Genomic DNA, 24,529 nt, shown 5'->3' with positions numbered 1-24,529 from the left:
CCACCAGATCGTCAAGATGGCGATGAGGAGGTGGATCCCCGGGTCACCGAACTCACGCCGCACGAGCGTGACTCGATCCCGCGTTTCCTCCTCGATCTGCCATCCGGATTCGACCTTTGCGGTGACCTCACGCCGGTAGGAGTGGGAACGATCCATGCGGAACAGTACGGCGGCACACCGAAAAGCGATTTCGCCACCGTGGGATGTGAAACACTCCCTCCGGGCGCTACAGCCGCCTCCGTCCATTTCTCACCGGAGATCCGCTCACTTCCCACTCCGAATCGCACTCAACGACATCCGATCGGACGCCTCGGGGAGGTGCCATGCGGGCACGACTCGCGTGAGGACGACCATCCCCGTCAGCTCGAGGAGCGTCTGCGTCACGAGGACGGCGGGCGCCACAGCTCGTAGCCCGCGGACAGCGCCAACGCGAGCGGGAGCACGACCAGCGAGTTTCGCGTGACGGACGTGAACGCGAGCGCCCGGTTCTGCCCGACGTCGAACCCGACCACCCCGGCCGCGATCCGCGAGAGCGGCGGAGCCCCGCCCTGGACACCGCCCGTCGGCGACACGCCCGCCCACTATCTTTAACAGACCGCAGAGTGTCGTACACGGTGATTATGAAGAAGCTGATCAACGACCCGGACGACGTCGTCGACGAGATGCTCGACGGAATGCTCGCGGCGTACCCGGACCGACTGCGTCGGCTCCCGGACACGCAGGTGCTGGTCCGCGACGACGCGCCGGTCGGGGGGAAGGTGGCGCTGGTGACGGGCGGGGGGAGCGGCCACGAGCCGACCCACGCGGGGTACATCGGCGACGGGATGCTCGACGGGGCGGCCGCGGGCGGCGTGTTCTCCTCGCCGACCGCCGACGAGTTCGAGGCACTAATCGACGCCTGCGACGCGGGCGACGGCGTGCTCGCGATCATCAAGAACTACGAGGGCGACGTGATGAACTTCGAGACCGCCATCGAGCTCGCCGAGATGGAGGGCGTCGAAGTCGACAGCGTCGTCGTCGACGACGACGTCGCCGTGGAGGACTCGCTGTACACCTCCGGACGCCGCGGCGTCTGCGGGACGATCCTCGTCCACAAGGCCGCCGGCGCGAAGGCCGCGCAGGGAGCCGACCTGTCGGAGGTCACGCGCGTCGCCGAGAAGGTGATCGACAGCGTCGGGACGATGGGCACCGCGCTCACCTCCTGTGTCACGCCCGAGAAGGGCGAGCCCACCTTCGACCTCGGCGACGACGAGATCGAGCTCGGGATCGGGATCCACGGCGAGCCCGGCACCGAGCGCACGGAGATGATGTCCGCAGACGAGATCACCGACGCGCTGACCGAGCGTGTCCTCGACGACCTCGACCTCGATCCCGGCCAGGAGGTGCTCACGATCGTCAACGGGATGGGCGGGACCCCGCAGATGGAGCTGTTCGTCGTCAACCGGCGACTGCAGGAGCTGCTCGGCGAGCGCGACCTGGAGACGTGGGACGCCTGGGTCGGCGACTACATGACCTCGCTCGACATGGCGGGCGCGTCGGTCACCGTCTGCGCCGTCGACGACGAGCTGAAGGAGCTGTTCGGCGCGCCGGCAGACACCCCCGCGCTCACTCGGACCCAATGAGCGGGGAGGGGCAGGGCGGCGGCGGAGGTCGCGAAGACGGCGGAGACGGCGCCGCGGTCGTCGCCGCGGTCGAGGCGGTCGCGGAGCGCATCGAAGCCGAGCGCTCGTATCTCACCGAGCTCGACTCCGCCATCGGCGACGCGGACCACGGGGGCAACATGGCCCGCGGCTGGTCGGCCGCCGCCGAGGCCGCCCGCGACCTCGACGACCCCGATCCCCAGACGGTCTGTAAGACGGTCGGAAAGACGCTGATGGCCGAGGTCGGCGGGGCCTCCGGCCCCCTGTTCGGCGGCTCGCTCGTGTTCGCGAGCGCCGAGCTCGAGGGCGGGATCGACTCGGAGAACGCCGTGGCGTTCGCCGAGACCTACCTGCAGAAGGTCGAGGACCGCGGCGACGCCCGGATGGGCGACCAGACGATGGTCGACGCCCTCACGCCGGCGGTCCACACGTTCAAGAAGTCGGTCGAGACCGACGGCCTCCCGCCGCTCGAAGCGCTCGCGAAGGCGGTCGACGCGGCCGAGCGCGGCGTGGCGTTCACCGTCCCGATCCGGGCGCGGAAGGGGCGCGCCTCCTACCTCGGCTGGCGCTCGGTCGGCCACCAGGACCCCGGCGCGACGAGCGCGCTGTACATCCTCGAAGAGCTGCTCGCGACCGCCGCCGACGCCCTCGACAGCGAGGTGCCGGACGTCGACGCGACCTCGCCGACGATCCCGGACGAGGACCTCGACGACACCCCGGACGTCGACGGGGGCGACGCCTGATGGTCGGGCTCGTCGTCGTCTCCCACAGCGAGCGTGCCGCCGAGGGGATCGTCGAGATCGCCGTCGAGATGGCCGGAGACACCCGCATCGAGCCGGTCGGCGGCGACGGGCGGGGCGGGATCGGCACCGTCCCCGACGCGATCGGCGACGCCATCGACGCCGCGGACGACGGCGACGGGGTCGTCGTGCTCGTCGACCTCGGCAGCGCGGTGATGAACGCCGACGTCGCCGTCGAGCTGAGCGACGCGGAGGCAGTCATCGCCGACGCGCCCGTACTGGAGGGCGCGGTCAACGCGGCCGTCGCCGCCACCGACCCGTCCGCCACGCTCGACTCTGTCCGCGAGCAGGCCGAGGCGGCGCGCGGGATGGAGAAGCTGTAGGACCGACGAGCGGGCTACGCGTCCAGCACCTCGCGCACCTCGGCCCGCGTCTCGCAGTCGAGCGCCTCGTCGGCGAGCGCCTCCGCCGCCTCCGCGTCGCTCTCCCGGACCCGCTCTTTCACCGCGGGGACCGTCACCGCGCTCATGCTGAGCTCGTCGAGTCCGAGCCCGACGAGCAACTCCGTGAGTGCCGGGTCGCCGGCCATCTCGCCGCACATCCCCACCCACGCGTCGGTCCCCGCCGCGGCCGACGTCACGCGGTCGATCGCCCGCAGCACCGCCGGGTGGAGGGGGTCGTGGTAGTCGGCGACGCCGTCGTTCTCGCGGTCGGCCGCCATCACGTACTGCGCGAGGTCGTTCGTCCCGACGCTGAGGAAGTCGAGCCGCTCGGCGAGCGCGTCGGCGAGGAAGGCCGCTGCCGGCGTCTCGACCATCGCACCCAGCTCGGGGACCGCGTGGTCGATCCCCTCCGCGTCGAGGTCGTCGGCGACCGCCTCGACGGCCGCGATCGCCGCCTCGGCCTCCTCGACCCGTGAGACGAGCGGGAACATCACGGCGAGTCCACGACCGCCCTCGCTCGCGGCCGCACGCAACAGCGCGCGGAGCTGCGTCTCGAACAGGTCGCGGTGCTCGTCGAGCGAGAGCCGGATCCCTCGTCTCCCGAGGAAGGGGTTCGCCTCGTTCGGCAGGTCGAGGTACGGCACCCGCTTGTCGCCGCCCACGTCGAGCGTCCGGACGACGACCCGGTCGTCGGGGAACGCCGCCAGCGCGGCCGTCACGGCCTCGTACTGCTCGTCCTCGCTCGGTGGAGACTCGCGATCGAGGAAGAGGAACTCCGTCCGGAACAGGCCGATCCCGTCGGCGCCGCGCTCGCTCGCGGGGGCGAGCTCCGCCTCGCTGCCGACGTTGGCCGCGACCTCGACCGGTCGGCCGTCGGCGGTCGCGACGCGCTCGGTCACCGCCGACGCGGCGTCCGCGTCGGCTCCCGCGCGGGTCGCCGCGTCGGGGTCGACGACCACCCGACCGGCCTCGCCGTCGACGAGGAGGTCGTCGCCGTCCCCGACCTCGCGGAGGGGCTCGCCGACGCCGACGACCGCCGGGATCGACAGCGACCGCGCGATGATCGCCGCGTGAGCCGTTCGCCCGCCCGTGACGGTCGCGATACCCGCGACCGCGTCCGGGTCGAGCGCCGCCGTGTCGCTCGGCGTGAGCCGCTCGGCCAGCAGCACGGTGCCCGCCGGCAGGTCTCCGAGATCGACGAGCGCGTCGGCCTCCAGGAGCGCGCGAAGCAGCCGGTCGCGGACGTCCCGCAGGTCGTCGGCGCGCTCGGCCATCGGGGCATCCAGCGCCTCGAACTGCTCTATCGCGGCCGCGAACCGATCGTGTACGGCGTGTTCGGCCGCGGTTCCGTCCGCGATGGCGGTCTCGACGTCCCCGACGAGCTCCGGGTCGTCGAGGAACTGCTCGTGGGCGTCGAACACCGCCGCCTCCTCCTCGCCGACCCGCTCCGCGGCCCGGTCGCGGGCGCCGCGGATCGCCTCGCGGGCCTCGTCGCGGGCGCGCTCGAACCGCACCCGCTCGGCGTCCGCGTCGACCGCGGACGGCTCGGGTCGGTCGGGGAGCGTCAGCTCGGACTCGGGCCGGTACCAGCGCGCCGTTCCGACGCCCGACAGGGGCGTGCTCCCGACGCCGGCGAGCGTCCTCACGCCGGATCACCGCCGTCCCCGGCGCTGGCGCTCCCGGTGTCGTCGCTCCCGGCGTCGCCTTCGTCGCCGTCTCCCGCCGCTTCGACCTCGGTCGTCAGCAGCTCGCACACCGCCTCCAGCGCGTCGGCCGCCTCCGCCCCCGCGGCGACGACGCGGACGGACTCGCCGTGAGCGACGTTCAGCCCGCTCACCGAGAGCATGCTGTCGGCGCGGACCAGCCCGTCGTCGCTGTCGTCCGCGCGTCCGATCGACACGTCGGCGTCGAACCGGTTCGACGTCTGCACCAGCTTCGAGGCCGGCCGCGCGTGCAGGCCCGCCTTCGGTACCACCGTCACGGTTCGTTCCATGGGATCCGTTGGACCGCGAGCGGCCTTATACTCACGCCACGGGGTCGGGGTTCACGTCCCCGCGCAGTCGCCGCGTCGTCGTGCGGTCGCCGCGTCGCCGCGTCGTCGCGGACGCGTCTCGTCACCGCACGACGTCGACGACCTCGCCGTCGATCATCCGCGCGAGGACGACCTTCGGCACGTCGGCGCGCTCGTGGACGACCGCCGCGATCTCCCTCGCGACAGCCTCGTCGGCGTCGTCGTCGACCGCGTTCACGAGGGGGATCGCCGTCGCATCCATCGGCACTCCCTTCAGGCCGCCGAGGTCGTGCGCGAGGACGCGCCCCACCAGCTCGGGAGTGATCTCGTCGCCGGGGTCGGCCCCGGTGATCGAGACCACGCGCTCGGGCCGGTGGACCACGTCCGTCGACAGCGGCTCGCCGACGGCGTCGACGCTCGCCACCGGAACCACCCGGTCAGCGCCCGGCGGGACCTGCGGCTCGCGCTCGTTCGGGGCCTTGAGGAGGCGCGTCCGCGCGCCGTCGGCCTTCACGAGGACCGGACCGTCGTGTGCGGCCGCGATGTCGTCGACGGCGGCCGGCTCGTACCCCAGGTACCGGTCGTCGCGCTCGCGCTCCGGCACCAGTCCGAGCGGGAAGGCGGAGCGGGAGCCGTCGAAGGTCTCGAGGACCGCGATGGGGTCCCGCGTCACGCGCACCGCGGCGACCTCTCGGTCGAAGATCGGGATCCGCACCGTCGCCGTGAGCACCGCCCGATCCAACCGGTTCGCGAGCGCATAGAGGGTGGTCTTCTTCCCGCCGGCGCCGACGAGACAGGTCGTTCCCGCGGCCGCGTCGAGCGCGTCGACGACGTCGTCCATGTTCGGAGGCGTCGGGATCCACGGGCGAAAACGCGTCGGTCGCGGCAGTCGGTGGCGGTCGCGGCAGTCGGTGGCGGTCGCCTCGTCGTCGTCGGCCGCGCTAGTCGTCGACGGCTACGGCGCGGCCTGCTTCGTCGAGATCAGCTCGATCACGTCGCGGTGGGCGAGTTCGCGGTCGGTACCGACCTGCCGACCGCTCCGGCAGTCGGTGCCGTGGAGGAGCCCCTCCCCGATGTCCGAGTGGATGTGGAACGCGAAGTCCTCGGTCGTCGACCCCGCCGGGAGGAGGAAGCAGTCGCGGAAGACGCCCTTCTCGTCTGTGCTCCCGTTCGCGGAGCCGGGGAAGACCGCGATGCAGCCGAGCACGTCGAAGACGGCCGCCTCCAGCGCGCCCTGCACGCCGGTGCCGTCGTACTCGGCGACGAACTCGCCGATCCGCTCTAAGCCGGCCGCCTGCTCGCCGGAGACGTCGCCGACGACGTCGAAATCGCTCTCGCCCGGCGTGTAGTCGACGACGCCAGCCTCGTTCGCGTTCTTGAGGGCCTTCTCGGCGTGGGCGCTCGCGGGGACGAACGAGAGGTGCTCGTAGTCGGGGTCCGTCGTGATCGCCTCCCAGTTCGCCTGCGCCTCGGGGGTGTCCATCTTGTTGGCGGCGACGACCATCGGCTTCGTGCGCATCCGGATCTCGCGGGCGAGCGACGCCTCGTCGGCGTCGCCCCACGTCTCGGGGTCGAGCTCGAGCCCCTCTGCGAGGATGACCCGCTTCATCCGGTCCTTGTCGATCCCGAACGCCGACATCTGTTCGGCGAGCTCGGCCTCGACGGCGGCCTCCGACCCGTGATACCGGGTCTCGAACTTCTCGAGCCCCTTCCGGAGCACGTCGAGGTACCACTCGTCGAGCTCCTCCTCCAAGAAGTCGATGTCCTCGCGCGTGTCGTGGCCCTCCGTGGCCTCGCCTTCGATGTCGGTCTTGCCCGAGAAGTCGACGACGTGGATGAGCACGTCCGTCTCGTTGAGGTCGGTGAGGAACTGGTTGCCGAGCCCGCGCCCCTCGTGGGCGCCCGGGACGAGGCCGGCGACGTCGACGAGCTTCACCGGCACGAAGCGGGTCCCCTCGCGGCAGACGCCGACGCTCGGCGTGCAGGTCTCGCCGAACTCGGGGGCGGCGCAGTCGACGCGGACGTACGCCTCGCCGACGGTCGGGTCGATCGTCGTGAACGGGTACGCGCCCTCTGGCACGTCGTTCATCGTCGCGGCGTTGAAGAACGTCGACTTCCCCACGGAGGGCTTGCCGACGAGGCCGATCCGATAGCTCATTACCCGCAGTGCGCGACCCGCGGTCAAAAGCGATGCGAGACGCGCCGCGGCGTGGGGACGGCTGACGTGGGGCGTTCGCGGTCAGGCCCGTTCCGGCCGTCGGTCCCCCTTCAGGCGTCGCCGTCGGACTGTCCGGGCTCGCCGACCGCCTCGATCGGGAGCACGTTCTGGAGGGCCGCGAAGGCGTCCTCCGGGCTCTCGAACCGCTCCTGATCGATCTCGGCGAGCAGCGCGCCGAGATCGGCGTCCCCGTCGGCGAACAGCACGGTCGTTCCCGCACACGACTCGGCGAGGGCTCTCCGCTCGACCGGGTAGGAGTACTCGGTGAACTCGTCTTCGACCCGTGACAGATGAACTTCGGTCGTCATAGTTGTCCTATCAGCGGCGGACGGCTTAAGCCCGTGCCCCGGTGGGCTCGCCGGAGCCCCTCGACCCTATGACGGTCCGAACCGCCCGGCGAGGCGAAAAACCGGCAAGAACCGCAAAGAGTTAAGCGCGCGCGCCGCCTTGTGGAATGTGAACATATGTCTCTATACGACCGGATCCTCGTCCCGACCGACGGCTCCGCCGAGGGGGAGCGGGCCGTCTCGCACGCGCTCGCGCTCGCGTCCGTCCACGGCGCGACCGTCCACGCCCTGTACGTGGTCGACACCGCGAAGTACGCGGGGATGCCGATGGAGACCACCTGGGAGGGAGTCGGGAACCTCCTTCGAGACGACGCCACGGAGGCCGTCGAGGCGGTCGAGAGGCTCGCCGAGGGGACCGGCGTCGCCGTCGACACGGCGGTCGTCGAGGGGTCGCCGAGCCGCGAGATCGTCCGGTACGCCGAGGAGCACGGCTGCGACCTCGTCGTGATGGGGACGCACGGCCGCGGCGGCATCGACCGGCTCCTCCTCGGGAGCGTCGCGGAGAAGGTGGTCCGCGCCGCCGCCGTCCCCGTGATGACGGTCCGGATCGACGGCGACGTCGCGGCGGGAACGGCGGCCGAGAGCGGGAACCCGGCGGAGGCGACGACACCCGACGACGGCGAACCGGAGGCCGCCGGGCGGAGCTAGCCACCGACGGCGCCCTGCTCGCCCTCAGGCGTCGGCGTCCCGGAGGTGCTCGCAGTCGCCCGCGTGGACCCGTCGCTCGCCCTCCGCCGTGTCGATCACGAGCGCGCCCGGCGACTCGACGTCGACCGCGGTGCCCACGACGGGACCGCTCGCCGTCTCCACCCGGACCCGCCGTCCGAGCGTGCTCGCCCGGTCGCGCCACGCCGAGAGGATCTGGTCCGCTCGGTCGGCCGTGGCCGCCAGAGCCGCATATCGCTCGAGCAGCGTCGCCGCGACGCGCCGCCTGTCGACGTCGCCCCCGGCCTCGGCGCGCAGCGAGGTCGCCGCGTCGGGCAGCGCCGCCGGGTCGAGGTTCGCGTTGACGCCGACGCCGACGACGAGCCACGACACCCGGTCGGCCTCGCCCTCCATCTCGGTGAGGATCCCGGCGACCTTTCGGCCCCCGCGTCCGGCGACCTTCCGACCTCCGTCTCCGACCCCATCGGTTCCGTCTCCCACCTTCCCGTCGCCGACGAGCACGTCGTTCGGCCACTTGATGTGCGCGTCGACGTCGATCTCGCGACAGGCGTCGACGGTCGCGACCGCCGCCGCGAGGGTGAAAAGCGGCGCGCGGGCGGCCGGAACCGTCGGCCGAGTGAGGATCGAGACCCAGACCCCGCCGCTCGGCGCGACCCACTCGCGGTCAAGCCGACCCCGGCTACCGGTCTGCTCGTCGGCGACGACGGCGACGTCGGCCGCGCCCTCGGACGCCAGTTCGCGGGCGCGGTCGTTCGTCGACGGCAGCCGGTCGCGGTACTCGACCGCGTACGGCGCGTCGAGCCCGAACTCGATCCCCGCGGCGCAGTACGGGGGGTCCGCGGGCGCGACGTACCCCGCCGACGTCGACTCGACCGCGAACCCCTCCTCGCGGAGCGCCTCGACGGCCTTCCACACCGCCGCCCGCGAGACGCCGAGCTCGTCGGCGAGCGCCGGACCGGAGATGGGGCCGTCCGCCAGGGCGGCGAGCAGCGCGCGACGCGTGTCCATGTCGACGCGGTCGGCGCGGGCGTGGAAAGCCGTTCCGGGTCGCGCGGCGAGCGAGGGGAGGACGCGTGCGCGGGTGACACCGCGTTTCCGGTGAAACGACGGGTGCTAGCAAGCCGCAGCGTGTCGGTCCACACGAGCCGACGAACCGCGTTCGATCACCCGGACGGGCGCACCGAGACGCTCCGCCCGTGGACGCAAGACCCAAGGTCTCACGGGCAAACGCTCGGGTATGCAACCCTCCAAGGAACGGGAGTCGTCCGACGGCGATCCGATGGACGACCTCGACGACCTCCTCGACGACGACCTCGCGGGCGGAGCGGCCTCGTCCTCGGACGACCCGCGGTCGGTCTCCGCGGGAAGCGACTCGGGCGGGCGGGCGTCCGCGGAGGGTCGCGTCGGCGTGAGCGGTCGCTGGTTCTCGGCGAAGGCCTTCGCGCTCGCGCTCGGCGCGGTCGCCGCGGGCGTGTTCGTCGGCGGCGCGATCCCGCTCGTCGGCGGGACGGTGGGCTCCGCGGGGGGCGTGTTCCTCGCCGCGTTCCTGGTCGGGCTCGTCCTCTCGTCGCGCCGGTACGTCGAGACCGGCGTCGCCGGCGCCGCCGCCGGAGCCGCGGTGGCGGTGACGAACGTCCTCGGCGTCGGATTCCTCCCGATCGGTGTCGACTACCTCCAGCAGTGGGGGCTCTCGCTGCTCGCGGTCGGCGGCGGCCTCGGGCTCGCGGTGGCGCTGCTCGGCCACTACTTTGGTCGGGACCTCCGCGCGGGGCTGACGGCGGACGTCGACGGCTGAGCGGCCGAGAAGTCGGGACGATCCCCTCGTGATCCCCGGTTCAGCGCGGCCAGTGACGCGCCTCGACGCCGACGTACGCGGCGATCTCGCGCCGCTCGAGCGCGAGGAATCCGGCGAGGATCGCGACGAACCCGAGCAGCGCTTCCGCCTCGATCAGGCTGCCGAACAGGACCCAGCTACCGGCCGCGGCGACGACGGGCTCGGCGTAGCCCACCAGGTGGAGCCGCGCCGGCCCGACGGCGTCGAGCAGCGCGAAGTAGATGAGGAAGGCGAAGGCGCCCGACAGCACCGTGAGGTACGCGAGCGACGCGATCGCGGTGTCGTTCCAGACGATCGCGGCGGGCGACTCGCCGAACAGGGCGGCGCCGACGAACAGCTGTCCCGCGCCGAGCACCATCGCCCAGCCCTGGAGCGCGGCGATCGGGAGGTCGGTCCGGAGCGGCCGCAGGAGGACCGCGCCCAGCGAGAACGCGACCGCGCCGGCGAACGCGAGCGCGACCCCGAGGAGCGCCGAGCTCCCGAGCCCGGCTTCCACCGGATCGGCGATCACGACGACGCCGAGGATCCCGAGCGCGAACCCGCCGATCTCGACGGGACCGAGCCGCTCGCTCGGCAGCAAGACGGCGGCGAAGACGGCGGTCAACACCGGAGCGAGGCTCACCACCACGGCGGCGACCGCTCCGGAGACGTGGAGCTCGCCGACGTAGAGCAGCCCGTGGTACGCCGCGATCACGAACGTCCCGGCGACGCCGACGCCGACCCACTCGTCGCGGCCGCGAGGGACCGTCCGGCCGGACGCGAGCGCGGCGACCGCCAACACGATCGCGCCCGCGATCGCGTAGCGGACGCCGGCGAACAGCAGCGGCGGAAAGTAGTGCAGACCGGCCTCGATGGCGACGAAGGAGGTGCCCCACAGGGTCGCGAGGAGGACGAACGCGGCGACGATCGATTCCGGAGTGGAGATGAAGTTTCGCAGTTCCATTGGATATTACATTGGAAAAGTCGGAGATAGTTAAACTAAACTTTTGAACTGCGCCGATTCTGGAACGAACAATCACACATACGAATACGATTCAACTCGCTCTCGAAAGCGCAGCGAATATTGGATCGAACTCCAAGTGTATCGGTCGAAATATACAACAATCCCTCACGCGAATCGGTGGTATGGACGAGCGCGACGTGCGACTGCTGAAGGCGATCTCGGACCTCGGCACCGGGAGCCCCGAGCGACTCCACGAGGAGACGGGGATCCCCGTCTCGACGATCCACTACCGGCTGAACAACCTCCGGGAGGACGGGGTGATAGAGAACGACCTGTACGACCTCGACCACGAGGCGCTCGGGCTGGGCGTCACGGTGATAGTCGAGGTGCTCGCGAGCTACGAGGGCCCCTACGAGGAGTTCGCGGAGGAGCTGCTCGCGGTCGAGGGCGTGACCGAGGCGTTCTTCACGATGGGCGAGACCGACTTCGTCGTGCTCGCGCGGCTCTCCTCGTCGGACACCGTCGAGCGTCTCATCAGCGACTTCGAGGCGATCCCCGAGGTGGAGCGGACGAACTCGACGTTCACGATCGCCACCCTGCGCGACGAGCCGCGCGCGCCGGCGACGTACGAGCTCGACACCCTGATAGAGGAGCTGACGGAGTGACGAAGAGCAGGGCCGAACGTCTCACGCTACGGACGCGTCGCGGTCCGGCGACGCCCACCGAGCGGTCGAGCTCCGCGCTGCCGGATCACTCCGACTCACGGAGCAACAGGTAGATGACGACTACCAACAGCAGCACGTCGAGACCGGCGACCACCGTCAGGGGGGTCCCGAACCCCCACTGCCACGCCCAGTCGCTGTCCCGGGCCTTCGCGTCGGTGTAGAGCCACCTGCCGATTGTCGCCCAGAGGACGAGCAGCGCTGCCAGCAGGTAGACCTCGTCGTACGCGACGGTGGCACCGAAGAACCGAAACGTCGGGATCTGTGTGGGGGAGAGCGCGTGGACCATCGGCGGGGTCGGATTGTCGGCTCACGTATTAAAAAACCGACACCGACAGCGCGTCACGGACCGGAGTGACCGCCGCCCGCTCGCTTCCGTCCCCGCGACGGCGACGAGAACGAGGGGAACCCTTTTTGACGGGTCGGCGGGTACTCCGCTTCATGACCGAGTACACCGTCGAGTTCGTCGGCACCGGCGAGACGATCGAGGTGGCCGACACGGAGACGATCCTCCAGCCGTGCATCGAGGAGGGGATCGCCCAGGAGTACTCCTGCCGCGTCGGGATGTGTCTCGCCTGCTCCGCCGAGATACTCGAGGGCGAGGTGACCCAGCCGGCCGCCCGCGGGCTCACCGACGAGGAGGCCGAGGAGTACGCGCTCACCTGTATGGCGCGCCCACAGTCCGACCTGAAGCTCGACCGCGGCGCGTACCCCCCGAGCATCGAGGACGACTCGGCGACGGCGGCCGGCGGAGACGGCGACGGCGATGGCGCCGACAGCGCGGCCGCGGACGACGACTAGCCCGACGGCGCGGTCGCGGGACTCCCGTCGACCGAGCGCGTCTCCTCGCCTACCGGGGCAGCGCCTCGAACTCCTCCGGGTCCTCGCCCGGAGCCAACGAGAGCGGCTCGATCGCGACGACGCCCTTCACCGTCCTCGCCCCCTCGATCCCGGGAGCGACGAGCCGCGGTCTGTTCGCCTCCGCTATCGGCGTTCCGTCGCGCTCGACCGCGAGGACCCCGTCGAGGACGGCGCTGACGGCGAGACAGGCGCGGTGGCCGTCGGCGCTCGTCGCGACCAGGTGGGTGGTCTCGGCCGGGAACGCCGCCCGCTCGACGACCGCGGCGATCGGGGGACCGCGCCACGCGGCTTCCGACCGACGTCCGGTCGCACATCGGACCGTGATCGATCGCTCGACCGCGTCGACGCCGGTGAGATCGACGTCCGCGAGCGCGATCGGCTGTGCGTCTGGTCGCGAGAGACCTTCATCGGGTCGCGAGGCGTGCGCGTTCATCGTTGTGTGATGTGAAGTTGGTTCGTTCGGCGGCGCGATTCCGACCGCGAGCGCGTCACCCGTCGGGGTCGACGTCGAACGTCGCGTCTCCGCGGAGGTCGCCCGGGGTGGATCCGCAGCCGCCACACCCCCGGCCCGAATCGCCGAAGACGTCCTCGGTCCACTCCGTGACCTGCGGGTCGTCGGGGACCCAGTCGGGGTCGAGGTCGAGCCGGTCCAGCTCGGCTTCGACGAGCGCGGCCAGCAGGTCGGCGAGCGCGGCGTAGAAGCCGTCGTCGTGCTGACTCACCTCGTCGGCGAACCGCCAGTACCACCGCCCGAGGTGCGCTTCGAGGAACTGACGGTACGCGTCCGCGACGACGGCGACGCCGCGGTCGTCCCCCTCGGTCCGGAGGTACGCCTCGCGCACCGAGAGGTGACCGAGGAACTCGAGCAGGAAGCGGACGTTGTCCCGCCGGTCGTTCTTCTCGGGGACGATCTCGAGGCCGAACGCCTCGTAGAAGCCGCTGAGGTCCGCGAGCTTGCGCACGTTCGTCATCAGCGGCCCCGGCAGGTACGTCAGCTCGTACGGGGAGACGCTGACGCCCTCCTCCACGCCGAACAGCGACGCCCACTCGTCGTGGAGCGCGGCGGCGTCGTCCGCGCGCGCGCCCACTATCTCAGCCAGCGCCGCGGCGTCGCCGTCGACGGCGCCGACGGACTCGACGAGGTCCGCCCGAAAGACCTGTCCGTCGACCGCCTCCTGAAACTCCTCGCCCGGGCGCTCGAAGGCGAGCGCGAGCAGCGAGTACGCGCGGCCGCGGTGGAACGCGGTCGAGGCGTCGCCGGGCACCTCCCGCGGCGCGGTCTCGTCCGCGTCCGTCGGCTCGCGGTCGGCGGTCGATCCGTCTGTCGGTCGCTCCTCGCCGGGGACGACGCCGTCCGGGCCCGGTCGGGACCCGCTCGGCGCCTCCCCGATGATGGTGTTCTCCGGCATGGTCACGTCACGTCCAGTCTGTACACGTCCTCGTCGGCGTCGTACCGGTCGCGCTCGACGGTCGGCTCCGTGATCGGGACCCGGCCGACCTCGTCGCCCTCGTAGTAGCCGACGGCCTCGTCGCCGTCGATCTCGAAGGCGGTGAGCGACCACTCCGTCGACCCCATCAGCTTGAACAGTCCCTTCAGCTCGGGCTCCTCGCCGTTCCGCATCGCGCGGTACGTCTCGATCGCCTCTCCGACCCCCGGGCCGAACATCTGTTCGAGGTACTCGGTCGGGGCCGTGATCGGGGGCACGTAGTACACGTTCGGCTCCAGCCCGAACTGCGGGTACAGCGGCTTCGCGATCTCCTTCTGGTGGACGACGAAGTCGACCGGGTTCGTCGGCTCGGAGGCGGGGTCGCCGTCGTCGGCCTCCTCGGGCGTGTTCACGTAGCCGTGCAGTCGGATCTTGCCCAGGCAGTTCTCGAAACACTGTGGCGCTTTCCCCTGCTCCGTCTTGGGGAAACAGCCGACGCACTTCTGTGAGATCCCCTCGGCCGCGTTGAAGATCGACTTCTTGTACGGGCACGCCTCGTTGCACTGGCGGTACGCCTGACAGGCGTCCTCGTCGATGAGGACGATCCCGTCCTCCTCGCGCTTGTAGATGGCCGGCACGGGGCAGGTCCCGGCGCAGGCCGCGAAGGTGCAGTGGTTGCAGATCCGTGGGAGGTAGAAGAACCAGATCGGGTGCGTCTCCTCGTCGAAGTGCTGGATCGACTCCATCGCGTCCCCCGCGACCTCGTCCTCGCCGAGGTTCGGGTACCGGTAGTCGTCGGGCTCCGGCTTGAACCCGGGGAGGTCCATGGCCGCGGTCGGCGACTCCTGGGGGTGGTTCTCCGGCTCCGTCCAGTCGGTACCGTTGGCCTCGAAGAGCGTCTCGCCCTCGTAGGTGCCGTCGTCCGCCCACTCGGTGGGGCCGAGGTCCTCCAAGAGCCGCTGGTCCCAGCCGACGGGGTGTGAGCCGTACGGCTTCGTCTCCACGTTGTTCCAGAACATGTGCTCCTGGCCCTCGCCGTGGGTCCACGTCGTCTTGCAGGCCAGCGTACACGTCTGGCACTCGATACACTTGTTGAGATCGAACACCCCGGCCCACTGCCGCTCCGGACGCGCCTCCTCGTAGGGGTACTCCATCTCCCGGCCGAGCTGCCAGTTTTCTACCTGTGACATGATCACTCACTCTCCGTGTCGACGTACTCGCCGCCGAGGTACCGCTCCATCTCCGACGTCTCGTAGGTGGGTCGCAGGCCGAGCTCCGCGGGGCGCCACAGGCGCTCGCCGTCGATGCCGGCGTTGCCCTCCTTCTCGAACTTCACGAACGACTCGCGCGGCGCGCCGTTGGCGCAGTGGACGTCGGCGGCGAAGCCCGTCCCGATGCTCTGGCCCATCAGGTCCTTCCGGTTCATCTCGTCGGTGAGGATGGTCGACCTGAGCCACGAGCGAGTCATGCTCTGGTGGCCGCCGCGCCGGTACAGCGACACGTAGTCGGTCTCCTCGTTCCGGGCCATCCCCTCCCGGTCCGGCGTCGCCGCGGCGGTGCCGTGGCTGGTCTGGTTGAGGTTGTGCCAGGTCCGGGTCACCCCGCTGGGCATCGCCGGCTGGTAGCGCACGCGCATCAGGGCTCGGGCGTACTCCTCCGGGTCGCCGTCCGCGCCCGGATACGGCCGGTCGCTCGGGTCGGCGTCGATCCAGACGTAGTCGCCGTCCTCGAACCCCTCCTCTTTGGCGTCCTCCGGGTTCATCTCGACGTACCCCTCGCCGAAGTACGGCTTGCGGTCGTCCTTCCGCTCCATGTCGCCGAACGGTCCCCACCAGACGGCGATGTTCGGGAGCGCGTTACAGAACGTGTGTGCGCCGTGTCGGTACTTCGGCGTCATGTACGAGTACTTGAACCCCGAGTCCACCTCCTGTAGCGGGTGGTTCGACTCGAGCAGCTCGTCGGTGCTCAGGACCTCGTTGCGGAACTGCCGCGCGGAGGCGTCGTCCAGCTTGTCGTCGTCCCACCCGAGGTCCGTCGGCGTCTCCGGGTCGACGAGCGGGTGGTCGCTGTCGTCGACGATGACGTTCGGCCGGTAGACGGTGCCGTCGATCGCCTCCCGGTGGACGGGGAGGTTCTCTCCGACCTCCGTCCACGGCCCCTCCTCTCGGAAGAACTCCAGTCGACCGGTCTTCGTGTACCACGGGACGTCGTCGTCGACCTGTCGGGTCCCCATCTTCTTGGGATAGGTGGTGCTCATCATCAGGGCGGGCTCGCCGCGCTCGGCCCGCTCCAGCAGGTCGTCGACGTCGTACCCCTTCGTCATGTTCGAGTTGTCGATGATCCGCCGGACGTACGGCTTCCCCCTGTGCTCGTCCTCGTCGATGAACGCCCACATGTCCGCGAGGCGGGGCTCGTCGAGCTTCTCCGCGAGCTTCTCCGCGACGCCCTGGTAGATCTGCGTGTCGTGACGGGTGTCGTAGATGCGGTCGATCTCCGTCTCCGGGAACACCATCAGGAAGGGGTTGGTGACCGACGCGGTCAGGTCGTAGACGTTCTGTTCGGCCCACGAGTCGGCGGGGAAGACGATGTCCGAGTACTCGCAGGTCATCGTCCACCACCACTCGTTACAAAAGAACGCCTCCAGCTTCCCCGTCCGCAACAGTCCCTCGATGATCTTGTACGAGCCCTTGGCGTTGCCGAGCACCGAGTTCGACCCGGCCACCCACAGCGACTTCGTCGGCGTGTTCATGTGGGTGTCGCCCATGTGGTACTCGCCCTCGATCTTGAGCGGCTCGTCGAGGTTCGAGTAGAAGTGCATCGACTCCATCGTGATCCGGCCGTCCACCCGGGAGTCCGCCTCCGGGTCGAGCTCCGGATCGAACGGGTCCTCTTGGTGGTAGTGCGGGAGCCCGTTGAGCATCGACGCGCGGTAGTTCCCGGCGTAGCTCCCGATGTTGCCGGAGTGGGTGCCGACGTTCCGGGTCAGCGAGGCGACGAGGAACGCCGCCCGGTCCTTCAGGTCGCCGTTGAAGTACTGGTTGGGACCCATCCCGGTCAGGAGCAGCGTTCGCTCCCGGTTGTCGGCGAAGTCCTCGGCGAGGTTCGCCACCGCCTCCGGGTTGGTGCCGGTCACCTCGGCGGTCGACTCCAGGTCCCACGTCGCGTCGAGGTGCTCCCGGAGGAGGTCGAACACGGGGCGGACCTCGACCGTCTCGCCGTCGGCCAGCTCGACCTCCCAGCTCCCCTCCAGCGCCGCCTCGACGGTGAACTCGTCGCCGACCTCCTCTCTGTGGACGGGGCGCACGCCCTCCGCGTCCTCGTCGTACACCACGAAGTCGTCCCACTCCTCGCGCTGGTCGGGGGTGATCCACTGGTCGTCGGTGTCGACGGTCGTCGGCGCCGGGTGCTCCTCCGCCGGTGCGACCCGCGTCCTGTCGAGGTCGGCGGGATCGTACTCCTCGAAGACGTCGCTCGCCCGGAGGTGGTCGCCGGTGTCCATCCGGACCAGGAGCGGGAGGTCCGTGTCGGACCTGACGAACTCCTCGTCGTAGTCGTCGTTCGCGATGATCTCCCGGGCGACGCCGAGGAACAGCGCGCTGTCGGTCGCCGGACGGATGATGACGACCTCGTCGCACTTCGAGGACGTGGCGTTGTAGTCAGTGAAGACGCCCGTCACCTTGGCGCCGTTCATCCGGGCCTCCGTGAGCCAGTGGGAGTCGGCCATCTTCGTGCAGATCCAGTTCATCCCGGCCATCACGATGTGGTCGGCGTACTCCACGTTGGCCAGGTCGAAGTCGACGGTCTGCTGGCCGGTCACCATCGGATGCCCCGGCGGCAGGTCCGTGTGGAACGAGTAGTTGTCGCCGCCGACGCCGCCGAGCGCCTCGTCCTCGTCGACGCCCCGGACGTGGTGGTCGACGAGCGCCATGGAGTTGGCGAAGCGGTACTCGCCGAACAGCCCGATGGTGCTGAGCATCGGCATGCCGCCGCGGAACTTCATCGTCCGCGTGCCGACTCCCTGCATCTCCTCGACCACGCGCTCGTCGTAGCCCTGATCGAGCAGCGTCTCCGTGGCCGCCTCCCCCGAGTAGCGCTCGGCGATCTCGAGGAACGCCTCGGCGGCGTACTCGAACGCCTCGTCCCAGGACGCCTCGTACCAGCTGTCCTCCCCGCGCTGGGCGTACTCCTCGGGCATGCTCCCGTCGTCGTCCCGGGGGAACCCGTCGTCGACCCACCGCTTGAACCCCTCGCGGATCTTCGGGGAGGTCACCCGGCGTTCGCCGTAGAACCGCTCTATCATCGACAGCCCCTTCTGGCACACGCGCGGGTCCCAGCGGTCGGAGGCCTCGTTGCCGTACAGGTCCGTGGCGTCGCCGTAGTTCATCGACGGACCGAGCCGCGTGACCACCCCGTTCTTGACGTTGGCCTCGAGGTAACAGTTGTGCGTGTCGTTGGGGCGACACGCGAGGTAGTACGAGTCGTCGACGTCCCAGACGTCGCGGTACGTCTGGTCCCAGTCCTCGCTCGGGTACTCGTGGAGCGGGTTCAGCCAGCCGCCCGACCCGGGGTCGTCGGACGCGCTCGGGCGGAACAGCCGCCACCCCAGGTGTCCGGACCCGACGCCGGCCGCCGCGCCGCCCGCCACGGCGCCGATCACCTGCCGTCTCGTGACGCCCGTGGCGCCGTCGTCGCTTCCGGACGGATCGGACGCGTTCGAGCCCCCGGAAGCGCGGTCTCCGTCGGTCACCGTTCGTCACCCCTGCCGGCTATCCGGTCTGCAACCGGGTCTGCGAGCGTTGGTAACATCGGTACACGTCCGAGCTATCGGTGGAACTCATCAATAGCCCCCGGCGATTCTCTCCACGCTGGAACGGCACCGGAATATGTTCGCGTCTCCACTTAGGTGGGGAACCGACTCGAGCGACGGGGGAACGCCGACGCTGTTCGCGCTCGAACTGTGTCACGCTCCGGCGCGGCGTGACAGCCTCACGCTCCGGCGCGGCGCGACAGCGTCAGCAGCGTCCCGGTCGTCCCGGGCTGCGAGCGGCGGATCTCGTCGAGGATCGCTCCGGCGGCCGCCGGGAGGTCCTCCTCGACCGCGACTGGGTCCTCGACCACGCCTGCGACCGTCTCCCCCGGCTCCGCGGCCGCGAGGTCGTCGGCCAGCTGTCGCACCTGGCTCGCGGGCGGCAGCCCCCGGAGGTCGACAGCGTCGTCCGGCACCGCCTCGTCGAGGTCGGTGAGGTACGCGTCGACGGTGGCGGTCACGCCCTTGAGCGCCTCGGCGGCCCGCTCGTGGCCGGGGTCGCGCTGGAGCCGCCGGTCGAAGGGGAGTTCGTGGACGACCGGCACGTCGACGTCGACGGGGTCGTCGAACAGCGTGTTGGGCTCCCCGCAGCAGTCGCAGACGAACCGGTTCATGTTGACCACCGCGGCCACCGGCGGGACGCCGTGCTCCTCGAACAGCCCGATCGTGCGCTCGGTGTCGTCCACGCTCGCGTCGAAGGGGGTCGTCACGAACACCGCGCCGTCCAGCGGCACGTGTTCGAGCAGGGCGCCGACGACGTCGTCGTTGCCCGCGGGCAGGTCGACGAGCAGCACGTCGCAGTCGTCCCAGTCGCCCTGTGCGAGCAGGTTCTCCACGGCCCCGTAGGCGATGGCCCCGCGCCGCGCGGTCGGCGGCTCGCCGCCGGCGACCCCGGGGCTCAGCAGCTGGACGCCGTCCGCGTCGAGCGGCACCGGCTGTCCGGTGTCGTTCGTGAGGATCGGCCCGTCGACGTCGAGCACGTGCGGCACGTTGGGGCCATAGATGTCGGCGTCGAACACCCCCACGCTGTACCCCCGAGCGTCGAGCGCCCTGGCGAGCGCCACGGACACGGTGGTCTTGCCGACGCCTCCCTTGGCGCTCCCGACGGCGAGCACGCGGTCGACGGCGGGCAGGTCGACGGTGGTCTCCTCGTTTCGGACCGGCTGCACGCGGACGTGATCGGCCCCGTCCAGGGTGAGCGCCGCCCCCCGGATCTGCTCGACGACGCGCTCGGCCAGGCTCCCGCCGAGCCCGCCGACGGCGACGTCGACGGTGACCGTCCCGTCCAGCCGGCGCACGCGGCGGACGATCCCCTTCTCGATCGGGTCGCTCCCGTCGGAGAGCGTGATCTCCCGGAACGGGTCCTGGGGTTGCCGTTGCTCGGTCATCGGCTCGGAATTGGACGAACGCGCTCTTAAATCGAGGACAGCGTTCTCAGTTCCGACAAACCGACGACTGCGCGGTCACCGCCCGTCTCGGCGCCTCTCAGGGGGAGCCGCCGTCCGGTCCGTCGACGCGCTCGAACCGGTGTCGAACCACGTCGGCGTCGTCGTCCCAGTCGAAGTGCCCGCCGTGCGCGCGGACCATCCGCTCCTTGTACGCCGAAAGCGACGGCGACCCCTCGCGTTTCGCGTCCGCGTCCGTGAGGTCGCCGAGGGTGCGCTCCGTCACCTCGGTCAGCTCGAAGGTCGCGCCGTCGACCTCGAAGGTGTCGCCCGCCTCGCCGTACCGGTTCCCGCGGTGGAGCTGCGTCACCTCGCCGTCGAGCGCGGCCCGTTTCACGCGGTCGTTCGGGAGCAGGTCGGCCGGGTCGTTCTCGGACATGGTCGCTCTTGGGGGCGGAGCGTCTTATGCGTCCGGTCGCCCCCGGGTCTCGTCGCGCGTGTTGCGAATCTCGAAGCCGCCCGACGGCGAGATCTGCACGGTCGTGAACAGCACCCTCGACCCCCGAGCCGAGGGATTCAAGACCGTGCCTGTCCCCTTCTTCGACGATGCGTCAGGACCACCTCATCACCGCGACGCAGCTCTCGCGGGATGACATCGAGGCGGTGCTCGACCGGGCCCGGGCGGTCGCGGACGACCCAGCCGCCTACGCGGACCGGCACGCCGGCAGCGTGCTCGCGCTCTGTTTCTTCGAGCCGAGCACCCGCACCCGGATGAGCTTCGACAGCGCGGCCAAGCGCCTCGGCATCGACACGATCGACATGGGAGACGTCGACTCCTCGTCGGTGTCGAAGGGGGAGTCGCTCTCGGACACCGTGCGCGTCGTCGAGGGGTACGCCGACGCGCTCGTCCTCCGCCATCCGAGCGAGGGCGCCGCGACGCTCGCGGCCGAGCGCGTCTCCGTGCCGGTGGTCAACGCGGGCGACGGCGCCGGCCAGCACCCCTCTCAGACCCTGCTAGACCTCCACACGATCCGTGAGGACCACGGGCTCGACGACCTCACGGTCGGGATCATGGGCGACCTGAAGTACGGCCGCACGGTCCACTCGCTGGCCGCGGCGCTCACGAACTTCGACGCCAACCAGCACTTCATCAGCCCGGAGTCGCTGCGGCTCCCCCGGTCGGTCCGGTTCGACCTCCACGAGACCGGCGCGCAGGTCCGCGAGCACACCGACCTGGAGGACGTGCTGCCGAAGCTCGACGTGCTGTACGTCACTCGGATCCAGAAGGAGCGGTTCCCCGACGAGAACGAGTACCACCGCGTCGCGGGCGAGTACCGGATCGACGCCGACACGCTCGCGGATGCCTCCGACGACCTCACCGTGATGCACCCGCTCCCGCGCGTCGACGAGATCGCGCCCGACGTCGACGACACCGAGCACGCCCGCTACTTCGAGCAGGCGCACAACGGGATCCCGGTTCGAATGGCGCTGCTCGACACCCTGCTCGAGAACGCCGCGGCCGACGAGGGAATGGAGGCGGACCGATGAGCGACCACGAGCTTCGCGTCTCGAAGATCCGCGACGGCACCGTGATCGACCACGTCGAGGGCGGGCAGGCGCTCAACGTGCTCGCGATTTTGGGTATCGACGGCTCGGAGGGGTTCGGCGTCTCCGTCGGGATGAACGTCCCCTCGGACCGGCTCGGCCGTAAGGACATCGTGAAGGTGGAGGAGCGGGAGCTCTCGCAGTCCGAGGTCGACGTGCTCTCGCTCATCGCGCCCGAGGCGACGATCAACATCGTCCGCGACTTCGAGGTCGTCGAGAAGAACCGGGTGACGCGTCCCGACAGCGTGACGGGCGTGCTGTCGTGTCCGAACCGAAACTGTATCACGAACGCCGACGAGCCCGTCGAGACCCGGTTCGACGTCGTCGCCGACGGCGTTCGCTGCGACTACTGCTCGACGATCCTGCGCGCCGACATCGCCGAGCACATCGACGTGTAGCGAGGGGACACCTGGGGGTCGGTCGACGTCCCCTCCGGTAGGTTTTAGCGCCCGCCGCCCGATGTGCCCGGTATGAGCAAAAAAGCGAAGCTCGTCCTGGTCGTGTCGTTCGTCGCGCTCGCGTACGTCCTGTTGGCCGGCGACAAGGAGCCCGTAACGGTCGAGTAGGGACCGAAGGCCCTCCCCTGCGGGCGGATGCCCGCCGTTTTTACCCGTCACCCGCGTAGCGAGTGGCATGTACGGGGTCGTCACGCGCAACGCCGACGAGGTCGAGATGGAGCCGTTCGACCTCGGCTTCTACGAGGTGAAAGACGTCACGGGGCGGGCGGCCGCGCCGCTCCCGAACGCGGTGAACATGGTGTCGTGTTTCGGAGACAACGCCGCGGCGTCCGAGAACCCGGAGCTCGTCCCCGTCGACGAGCGCGGCGAGCCGGCGACCCGCGACCGCGAGTACTTCGACTGGGCGTACGTCTGTCCGACGCACCCGGAGTACCGCGAGGGGCTCTTGGAGATCGTCGCGGACTGCGCCGCCGAGAGCGCCGACGTGCGCCTCGACGACGTGGGGTTCCCGCGCGAGGGGTTCTGTCGGTGCGAGCGCTGCGAGCGGCTCTTCGCCGAGAGCGACCGCGACGAGTGGAGCGACTGGCGCGCCGACGTGATCACCGAGTTCGTCGCCGACGCCGACGAACTGGTCCCCGGACGGCTGTTGCTCACGCTGTACCCGGACCCGTATCCGGGCCACCTCCGGTCGCGCGCGGGGCTCGACCTCGACCGACTCGCCGCGCACGTCGACGAGTTCGTCGTCCCGCTGTACGACACCGAGTACGCGACGACCTACTGGCTGGAGGCGATCGCTCGCGGCTTCCGCTCGCGGCTCGGCGGCGACTACGACGTCCACGGCGCGCCGCCGGAGACGCCCTTCTCGCTGGAGCTGTACGCGGTCGAAGTAGGCGTCGACGAGCTGATCCACGCCACCGAGGTCGCCGAGACGTACGCGAAGGACGTGTTCTTCGGCTACGACGCGAGCAACGCGGCCGCCGCGCTCCGCCGGAAGGACGCGGACTCCCGCGACGGCGAAGTCCACCGGCCGGACTGATCGCGTCCGCTACCAGCGGCGACCGCGCGCCGTCGCTCCCGGTAACGAGGGTTTATATGCGGCCGCGGCGGACGGCTACTCGACCGGCCGCCGGCGTGCGACACACCGGTCGTCTCGCGTTCGCGCGAGGCGGTCGCCTTTCAACGTCCGCGCCGTAGCGGCGGTCGCCCGACACTCGCGAGCCGCCGGCTCGTCGATTTCCGACGAACGCTCCCGTCCCGCTCAGTGGACCGTCCGGTCGTCCGACGTGTCGATGTCCTCGATCGGGTCGGCGTTGCCGAACTCGGGCGTCGGCCCGTCGCCCGGTTCCGCCCACTCGACCGCGTTCCGGAGCACCCGTCGGACGTCGTCGTCGTAGTACACCGGGTACGTCTCGTGGCCCGGCCGGAAGTAGAACACCTTGCCGTTCCCGCGGCGGTAACAGCAGCCGGAGCGGAACGTCTCGCCGCCGGCGAACCAGGAGGTGAAGACGAGGGTGTCGGGCGCCGGAATATCGAACCGCTCGCCGTACATCTCGGCCTCCTCGAGTTCGACGTACTCGCCGATCCCGTCGGCGATGGGGTGGCTCGGCTCGACCACCCAGAGCCGCTCCGTCTCGGCGGCCTCGCGCCACTTCAGCGAGCAGCTGGTACCCATCAGCCGCTTGAATATCTTCGAGTAGTGCGCGGAGTGAAGCACCAGGAGGCCCATCCCGTCGAGCACGCGCTCGTGGACGCGGTCGACGACCTCGTCGCGCACCTCGTCGTGGGCGGCGTGGCCCCACCACGCGAGCACGTCTGTCTCCGCTAACACCTCCTCGGTGAGCCCGTGCTCCGGCCCCTCGTCGAGCGTGGCGGTGCGGACCTCGTGGCCCGCCTCCTCCAGCAACTCGGCGATGACGGCGTGGATCCCGTCGGGGTAGAGGTCGGCGACGACGTCGCTCTCGCGCTCGTGGCGGTACTCGTTCCAGACCGTGACGCGTGCCATACGGGCCTTCTCCGCCGGACCGACTTGTAGGATCGTATCCGGCGCGATCGTCTATCCCGAAAACTCGGACTCGCTCACTCTGACGATAACCGTCTCGTCGACGTCGCGGAGGTCGTACTCGGGCGTCTCACCCTGCTTCCGCCGGACGTACAGCGGCTCGACGGGCCGTCCGTCGACGAGGCCGAACACCTTCAGGCGCTGGTCGGTCTCCTCCGGGGGGACCGCGCCGTCGCGCACCTCGCGGGCGAGGTCCCGCGAGAGCCACTCGTCGGTCGAGACCGACGGCTCGCGGACGAGCGCCTCGTCGACGAAGCGCACGAGGTACCAGTCGAGGTCGTTCAACAGCGCCACGGCGGCGCCGAGGCTCACGGTGTCGACCGCGACGCTGTTCGCGAACGGCTCTTCGATGTCGTAGGTCGC

26 protein-coding genes and 1 pseudogene are annotated in these 24,529 nt (G+C 70.5%); 10 read left to right on the top strand and 17 right to left on the bottom strand.

Annotation, left to right across the window (positions count from 1 at the left end; genetic code table 11):
• Positions 1-264: 264 nt before the first annotated feature.
• A pseudogene (locus tag U4E84_RS18980) lies at positions 265-539 on the bottom strand (arsenic resistance protein); the annotation flags it as partial.
• Between the two features lie 81 nt (positions 540-620).
• Between U4E84_RS18980 and dhaK the strand changes: the two are divergent.
• From dhaK to dhaM, 3 genes are read left to right on the top strand one after another with little or no spacing between them, the layout of a single operon-like run.
• Positions 621-1,622 (top strand): dihydroxyacetone kinase subunit DhaK, encoded by a 1,002-nt coding sequence (dhaK, locus tag U4E84_RS12220; protein WP_322532374.1) that lies wholly within the window; start codon positions 621-623, stop codon positions 1,620-1,622.
• Positions 1,619-2,383: a dihydroxyacetone kinase subunit DhaL gene (gene dhaL / locus U4E84_RS12215; protein ID WP_322532373.1), complete on the top strand. Its 765-nt coding sequence runs from the start codon at positions 1,619-1,621 to the stop codon at positions 2,381-2,383. The genes dhaK and dhaL overlap by 4 nt, the downstream gene beginning before the upstream one ends.
• Complete coding sequence (gene dhaM, locus U4E84_RS12210) at positions 2,383-2,763, top strand: dihydroxyacetone kinase phosphoryl donor subunit DhaM (protein ID WP_322532372.1); 381 nt, start codon at positions 2,383-2,385, stop codon at positions 2,761-2,763. Before dhaL ends, dhaM begins: the two co-directional genes overlap by 1 nt.
• 14 nt (positions 2,764-2,777) lie before the next feature.
• On the opposite strand, the gene ptsP is transcribed toward dhaM, so the two are convergent.
• The 5 genes from ptsP to U4E84_RS12185 form a co-directional block, all read right to left on the bottom strand.
• Complete coding sequence (ptsP, locus tag U4E84_RS12205; protein ID WP_322532371.1) at positions 2,778-4,469, bottom strand: phosphoenolpyruvate--protein phosphotransferase; 1,692 nt, start codon at positions 4,467-4,469, stop codon at positions 2,778-2,780.
• Positions 4,466-4,816, bottom strand: a complete 351-nt coding sequence (locus tag U4E84_RS12200; RefSeq protein ID WP_322532370.1) for an HPr family phosphocarrier protein — start codon at positions 4,814-4,816, stop codon at positions 4,466-4,468. The genes ptsP and U4E84_RS12200 overlap by 4 nt, the downstream gene beginning before the upstream one ends.
• Positions 4,817-4,937: 121 nt before the next feature.
• Positions 4,938-5,675: a selenium cofactor biosynthesis protein YqeC gene (gene yqeC / locus U4E84_RS12195; protein ID WP_322532369.1), complete on the bottom strand. Its 738-nt coding sequence runs from the start codon at positions 5,673-5,675 to the stop codon at positions 4,938-4,940.
• Between the two features lie 114 nt (positions 5,676-5,789).
• Positions 5,790-6,992, bottom strand: a complete 1,203-nt coding sequence (locus U4E84_RS12190) for a redox-regulated ATPase YchF (protein ID WP_322532368.1) — start codon at positions 6,990-6,992, stop codon at positions 5,790-5,792.
• 110 nt (positions 6,993-7,102) lie between these two features.
• Complete coding sequence (locus U4E84_RS12185; protein WP_322532367.1) at positions 7,103-7,360, bottom strand: hypothetical protein; 258 nt, start codon at positions 7,358-7,360, stop codon at positions 7,103-7,105.
• Positions 7,361-7,516: 156 nt separating this feature from the next.
• On the opposite strand from U4E84_RS12185, the gene U4E84_RS12180 reads away from it, so the two are divergent.
• The gene (locus U4E84_RS12180) at positions 7,517-8,047 is read left to right on the top strand and encodes a universal stress protein (protein ID WP_322532366.1); all 531 of its coding nucleotides are present in this window, start codon (positions 7,517-7,519) and stop codon (positions 8,045-8,047) included.
• A 24-nt stretch (positions 8,048-8,071) separates the two neighbouring features.
• Here U4E84_RS12180 and U4E84_RS12175 read toward each other — a convergent pair whose 3' ends face one another.
• Positions 8,072-9,073 carry a biotin--[acetyl-CoA-carboxylase] ligase gene (locus U4E84_RS12175; RefSeq protein WP_322532365.1) on the bottom strand — a complete coding sequence of 334 codons (1,002 nt, stop codon included), beginning with the start codon at positions 9,071-9,073 and terminating at the stop codon, positions 8,072-8,074.
• A gap of 229 nt (positions 9,074-9,302) precedes the next feature.
• Here U4E84_RS12175 and U4E84_RS12170 point away from each other — a divergent pair, with 229 nt between their 5' ends.
• Positions 9,303-9,860 carry a hypothetical protein gene (locus U4E84_RS12170; protein ID WP_322532364.1) on the top strand — a complete coding sequence of 186 codons (558 nt, stop codon included), beginning with the start codon at positions 9,303-9,305 and terminating at the stop codon, positions 9,858-9,860.
• A 40-nt stretch (positions 9,861-9,900) separates the two neighbouring features.
• Here U4E84_RS12170 and U4E84_RS12165 read toward each other — a convergent pair whose 3' ends face one another.
• Positions 9,901-10,842 (bottom strand): DMT family transporter, encoded by a 942-nt coding sequence (locus U4E84_RS12165; RefSeq protein ID WP_322532363.1) that lies wholly within the window; start codon positions 10,840-10,842, stop codon positions 9,901-9,903.
• 182 nt (positions 10,843-11,024) lie between these two features.
• On the opposite strand from U4E84_RS12165, the gene U4E84_RS12160 reads away from it, so the two are divergent.
• Positions 11,025-11,507: an Lrp/AsnC family transcriptional regulator gene (locus U4E84_RS12160; RefSeq protein ID WP_322532362.1), complete on the top strand. Its 483-nt coding sequence runs from the start codon at positions 11,025-11,027 to the stop codon at positions 11,505-11,507.
• 85 nt (positions 11,508-11,592) lie between these two features.
• Here the strand turns inward: U4E84_RS12160 and U4E84_RS12155 are convergent, their stop codons facing one another.
• Entirely contained in the window at positions 11,593-11,853 is a 261-nt protein-coding gene (locus U4E84_RS12155; RefSeq protein WP_322532361.1) for a hypothetical protein, read from the bottom strand.
• 152 nt (positions 11,854-12,005) lie between these two features.
• Here U4E84_RS12155 and U4E84_RS12150 point away from each other — a divergent pair, with 152 nt between their 5' ends.
• Positions 12,006-12,365: a 2Fe-2S iron-sulfur cluster-binding protein gene (locus tag U4E84_RS12150; protein WP_322532360.1), complete on the top strand. Its 360-nt coding sequence runs from the start codon at positions 12,006-12,008 to the stop codon at positions 12,363-12,365.
• 49 nt (positions 12,366-12,414) lie between these two features.
• On the opposite strand, the gene U4E84_RS12145 is transcribed toward U4E84_RS12150, so the two are convergent.
• The 6 genes from U4E84_RS12145 to U4E84_RS12120 all read right to left on the bottom strand — a co-directional run bounded on the left by U4E84_RS12145 (position 12,415) and on the right by U4E84_RS12120 (position 20,483).
• Positions 12,415-12,858, bottom strand: coding sequence for a molybdopterin-dependent oxidoreductase (locus tag U4E84_RS12145; protein ID WP_322532359.1), 444 nt, complete (start codon positions 12,856-12,858; stop codon positions 12,415-12,417).
• Between the two features lie 55 nt (positions 12,859-12,913).
• Positions 12,914-13,834 (bottom strand): molecular chaperone TorD family protein, encoded by a 921-nt coding sequence (locus U4E84_RS12140; RefSeq protein WP_322532358.1) that lies wholly within the window; start codon positions 13,832-13,834, stop codon positions 12,914-12,916.
• Positions 13,835-13,836: 2 nt separating this feature from the next.
• On the bottom strand, positions 13,837-15,042 hold the full coding sequence (locus U4E84_RS12135; RefSeq protein ID WP_322532357.1) for a 4Fe-4S dicluster domain-containing protein: 1,206 nt from the start codon (positions 15,040-15,042) through the stop codon (positions 13,837-13,839).
• Between the two features lie 2 nt (positions 15,043-15,044).
• Positions 15,045-18,509, bottom strand: coding sequence for a molybdopterin-dependent oxidoreductase (locus tag U4E84_RS12130; protein ID WP_345785513.1), 3,465 nt, complete (start codon positions 18,507-18,509; stop codon positions 15,045-15,047).
• A gap of 329 nt (positions 18,510-18,838) precedes the next feature.
• Positions 18,839-20,047 carry a P-loop NTPase gene (locus tag U4E84_RS12125; protein WP_322532355.1) on the bottom strand — a complete coding sequence of 403 codons (1,209 nt, stop codon included), beginning with the start codon at positions 20,045-20,047 and terminating at the stop codon, positions 18,839-18,841.
• A gap of 97 nt (positions 20,048-20,144) precedes the next feature.
• The gene (locus U4E84_RS12120) at positions 20,145-20,483 is read right to left on the bottom strand and encodes an ASCH domain-containing protein (RefSeq protein WP_322532354.1); all 339 of its coding nucleotides are present in this window, start codon (positions 20,481-20,483) and stop codon (positions 20,145-20,147) included.
• Between the two features lie 167 nt (positions 20,484-20,650).
• Here U4E84_RS12120 and pyrB point away from each other — a divergent pair, with 167 nt between their 5' ends.
• The 3 genes from pyrB (at position 20,651) to U4E84_RS12105 (ending at position 23,143) form a co-directional block, all read left to right on the top strand.
• Positions 20,651-21,592 carry an aspartate carbamoyltransferase gene (gene pyrB, locus U4E84_RS12115; RefSeq protein WP_322532353.1) on the top strand — a complete coding sequence of 314 codons (942 nt, stop codon included), beginning with the start codon at positions 20,651-20,653 and terminating at the stop codon, positions 21,590-21,592.
• Positions 21,589-22,047 (top strand): aspartate carbamoyltransferase regulatory subunit, encoded by a 459-nt coding sequence (pyrI, locus tag U4E84_RS12110; protein ID WP_144798937.1) that lies wholly within the window; start codon positions 21,589-21,591, stop codon positions 22,045-22,047. The genes pyrB and pyrI overlap by 4 nt, the downstream gene beginning before the upstream one ends.
• A gap of 235 nt (positions 22,048-22,282) precedes the next feature.
• Positions 22,283-23,143 carry a hypothetical protein gene (locus tag U4E84_RS12105; RefSeq protein ID WP_322532352.1) on the top strand — a complete coding sequence of 287 codons (861 nt, stop codon included), beginning with the start codon at positions 22,283-22,285 and terminating at the stop codon, positions 23,141-23,143.
• Between the two features lie 222 nt (positions 23,144-23,365).
• Here U4E84_RS12105 and U4E84_RS12100 read toward each other — a convergent pair whose 3' ends face one another.
• The gene (locus U4E84_RS12100; RefSeq protein WP_322532351.1) at positions 23,366-24,109 is read right to left on the bottom strand and encodes a ThuA domain-containing protein; all 744 of its coding nucleotides are present in this window, start codon (positions 24,107-24,109) and stop codon (positions 23,366-23,368) included.
• Between the two features lie 51 nt (positions 24,110-24,160).
• Positions 24,161-24,529, bottom strand: a 369-nt coding sequence (locus U4E84_RS12095) for a DUF5804 family protein (protein ID WP_322532350.1), incomplete at its 5' end; no start/stop codon positions are given.

It is taken from the genome of Halorubrum sp. AD140, assembly GCF_034497445.1.
Classification (GTDB): domain Archaea; phylum Halobacteriota; class Halobacteria; order Halobacteriales; family Haloferacaceae; genus Halorubrum.
The sequence above is the reverse complement of the archived record's forward strand: the minus strand, read 5'-3'. Positions and strand labels throughout refer to the sequence as shown.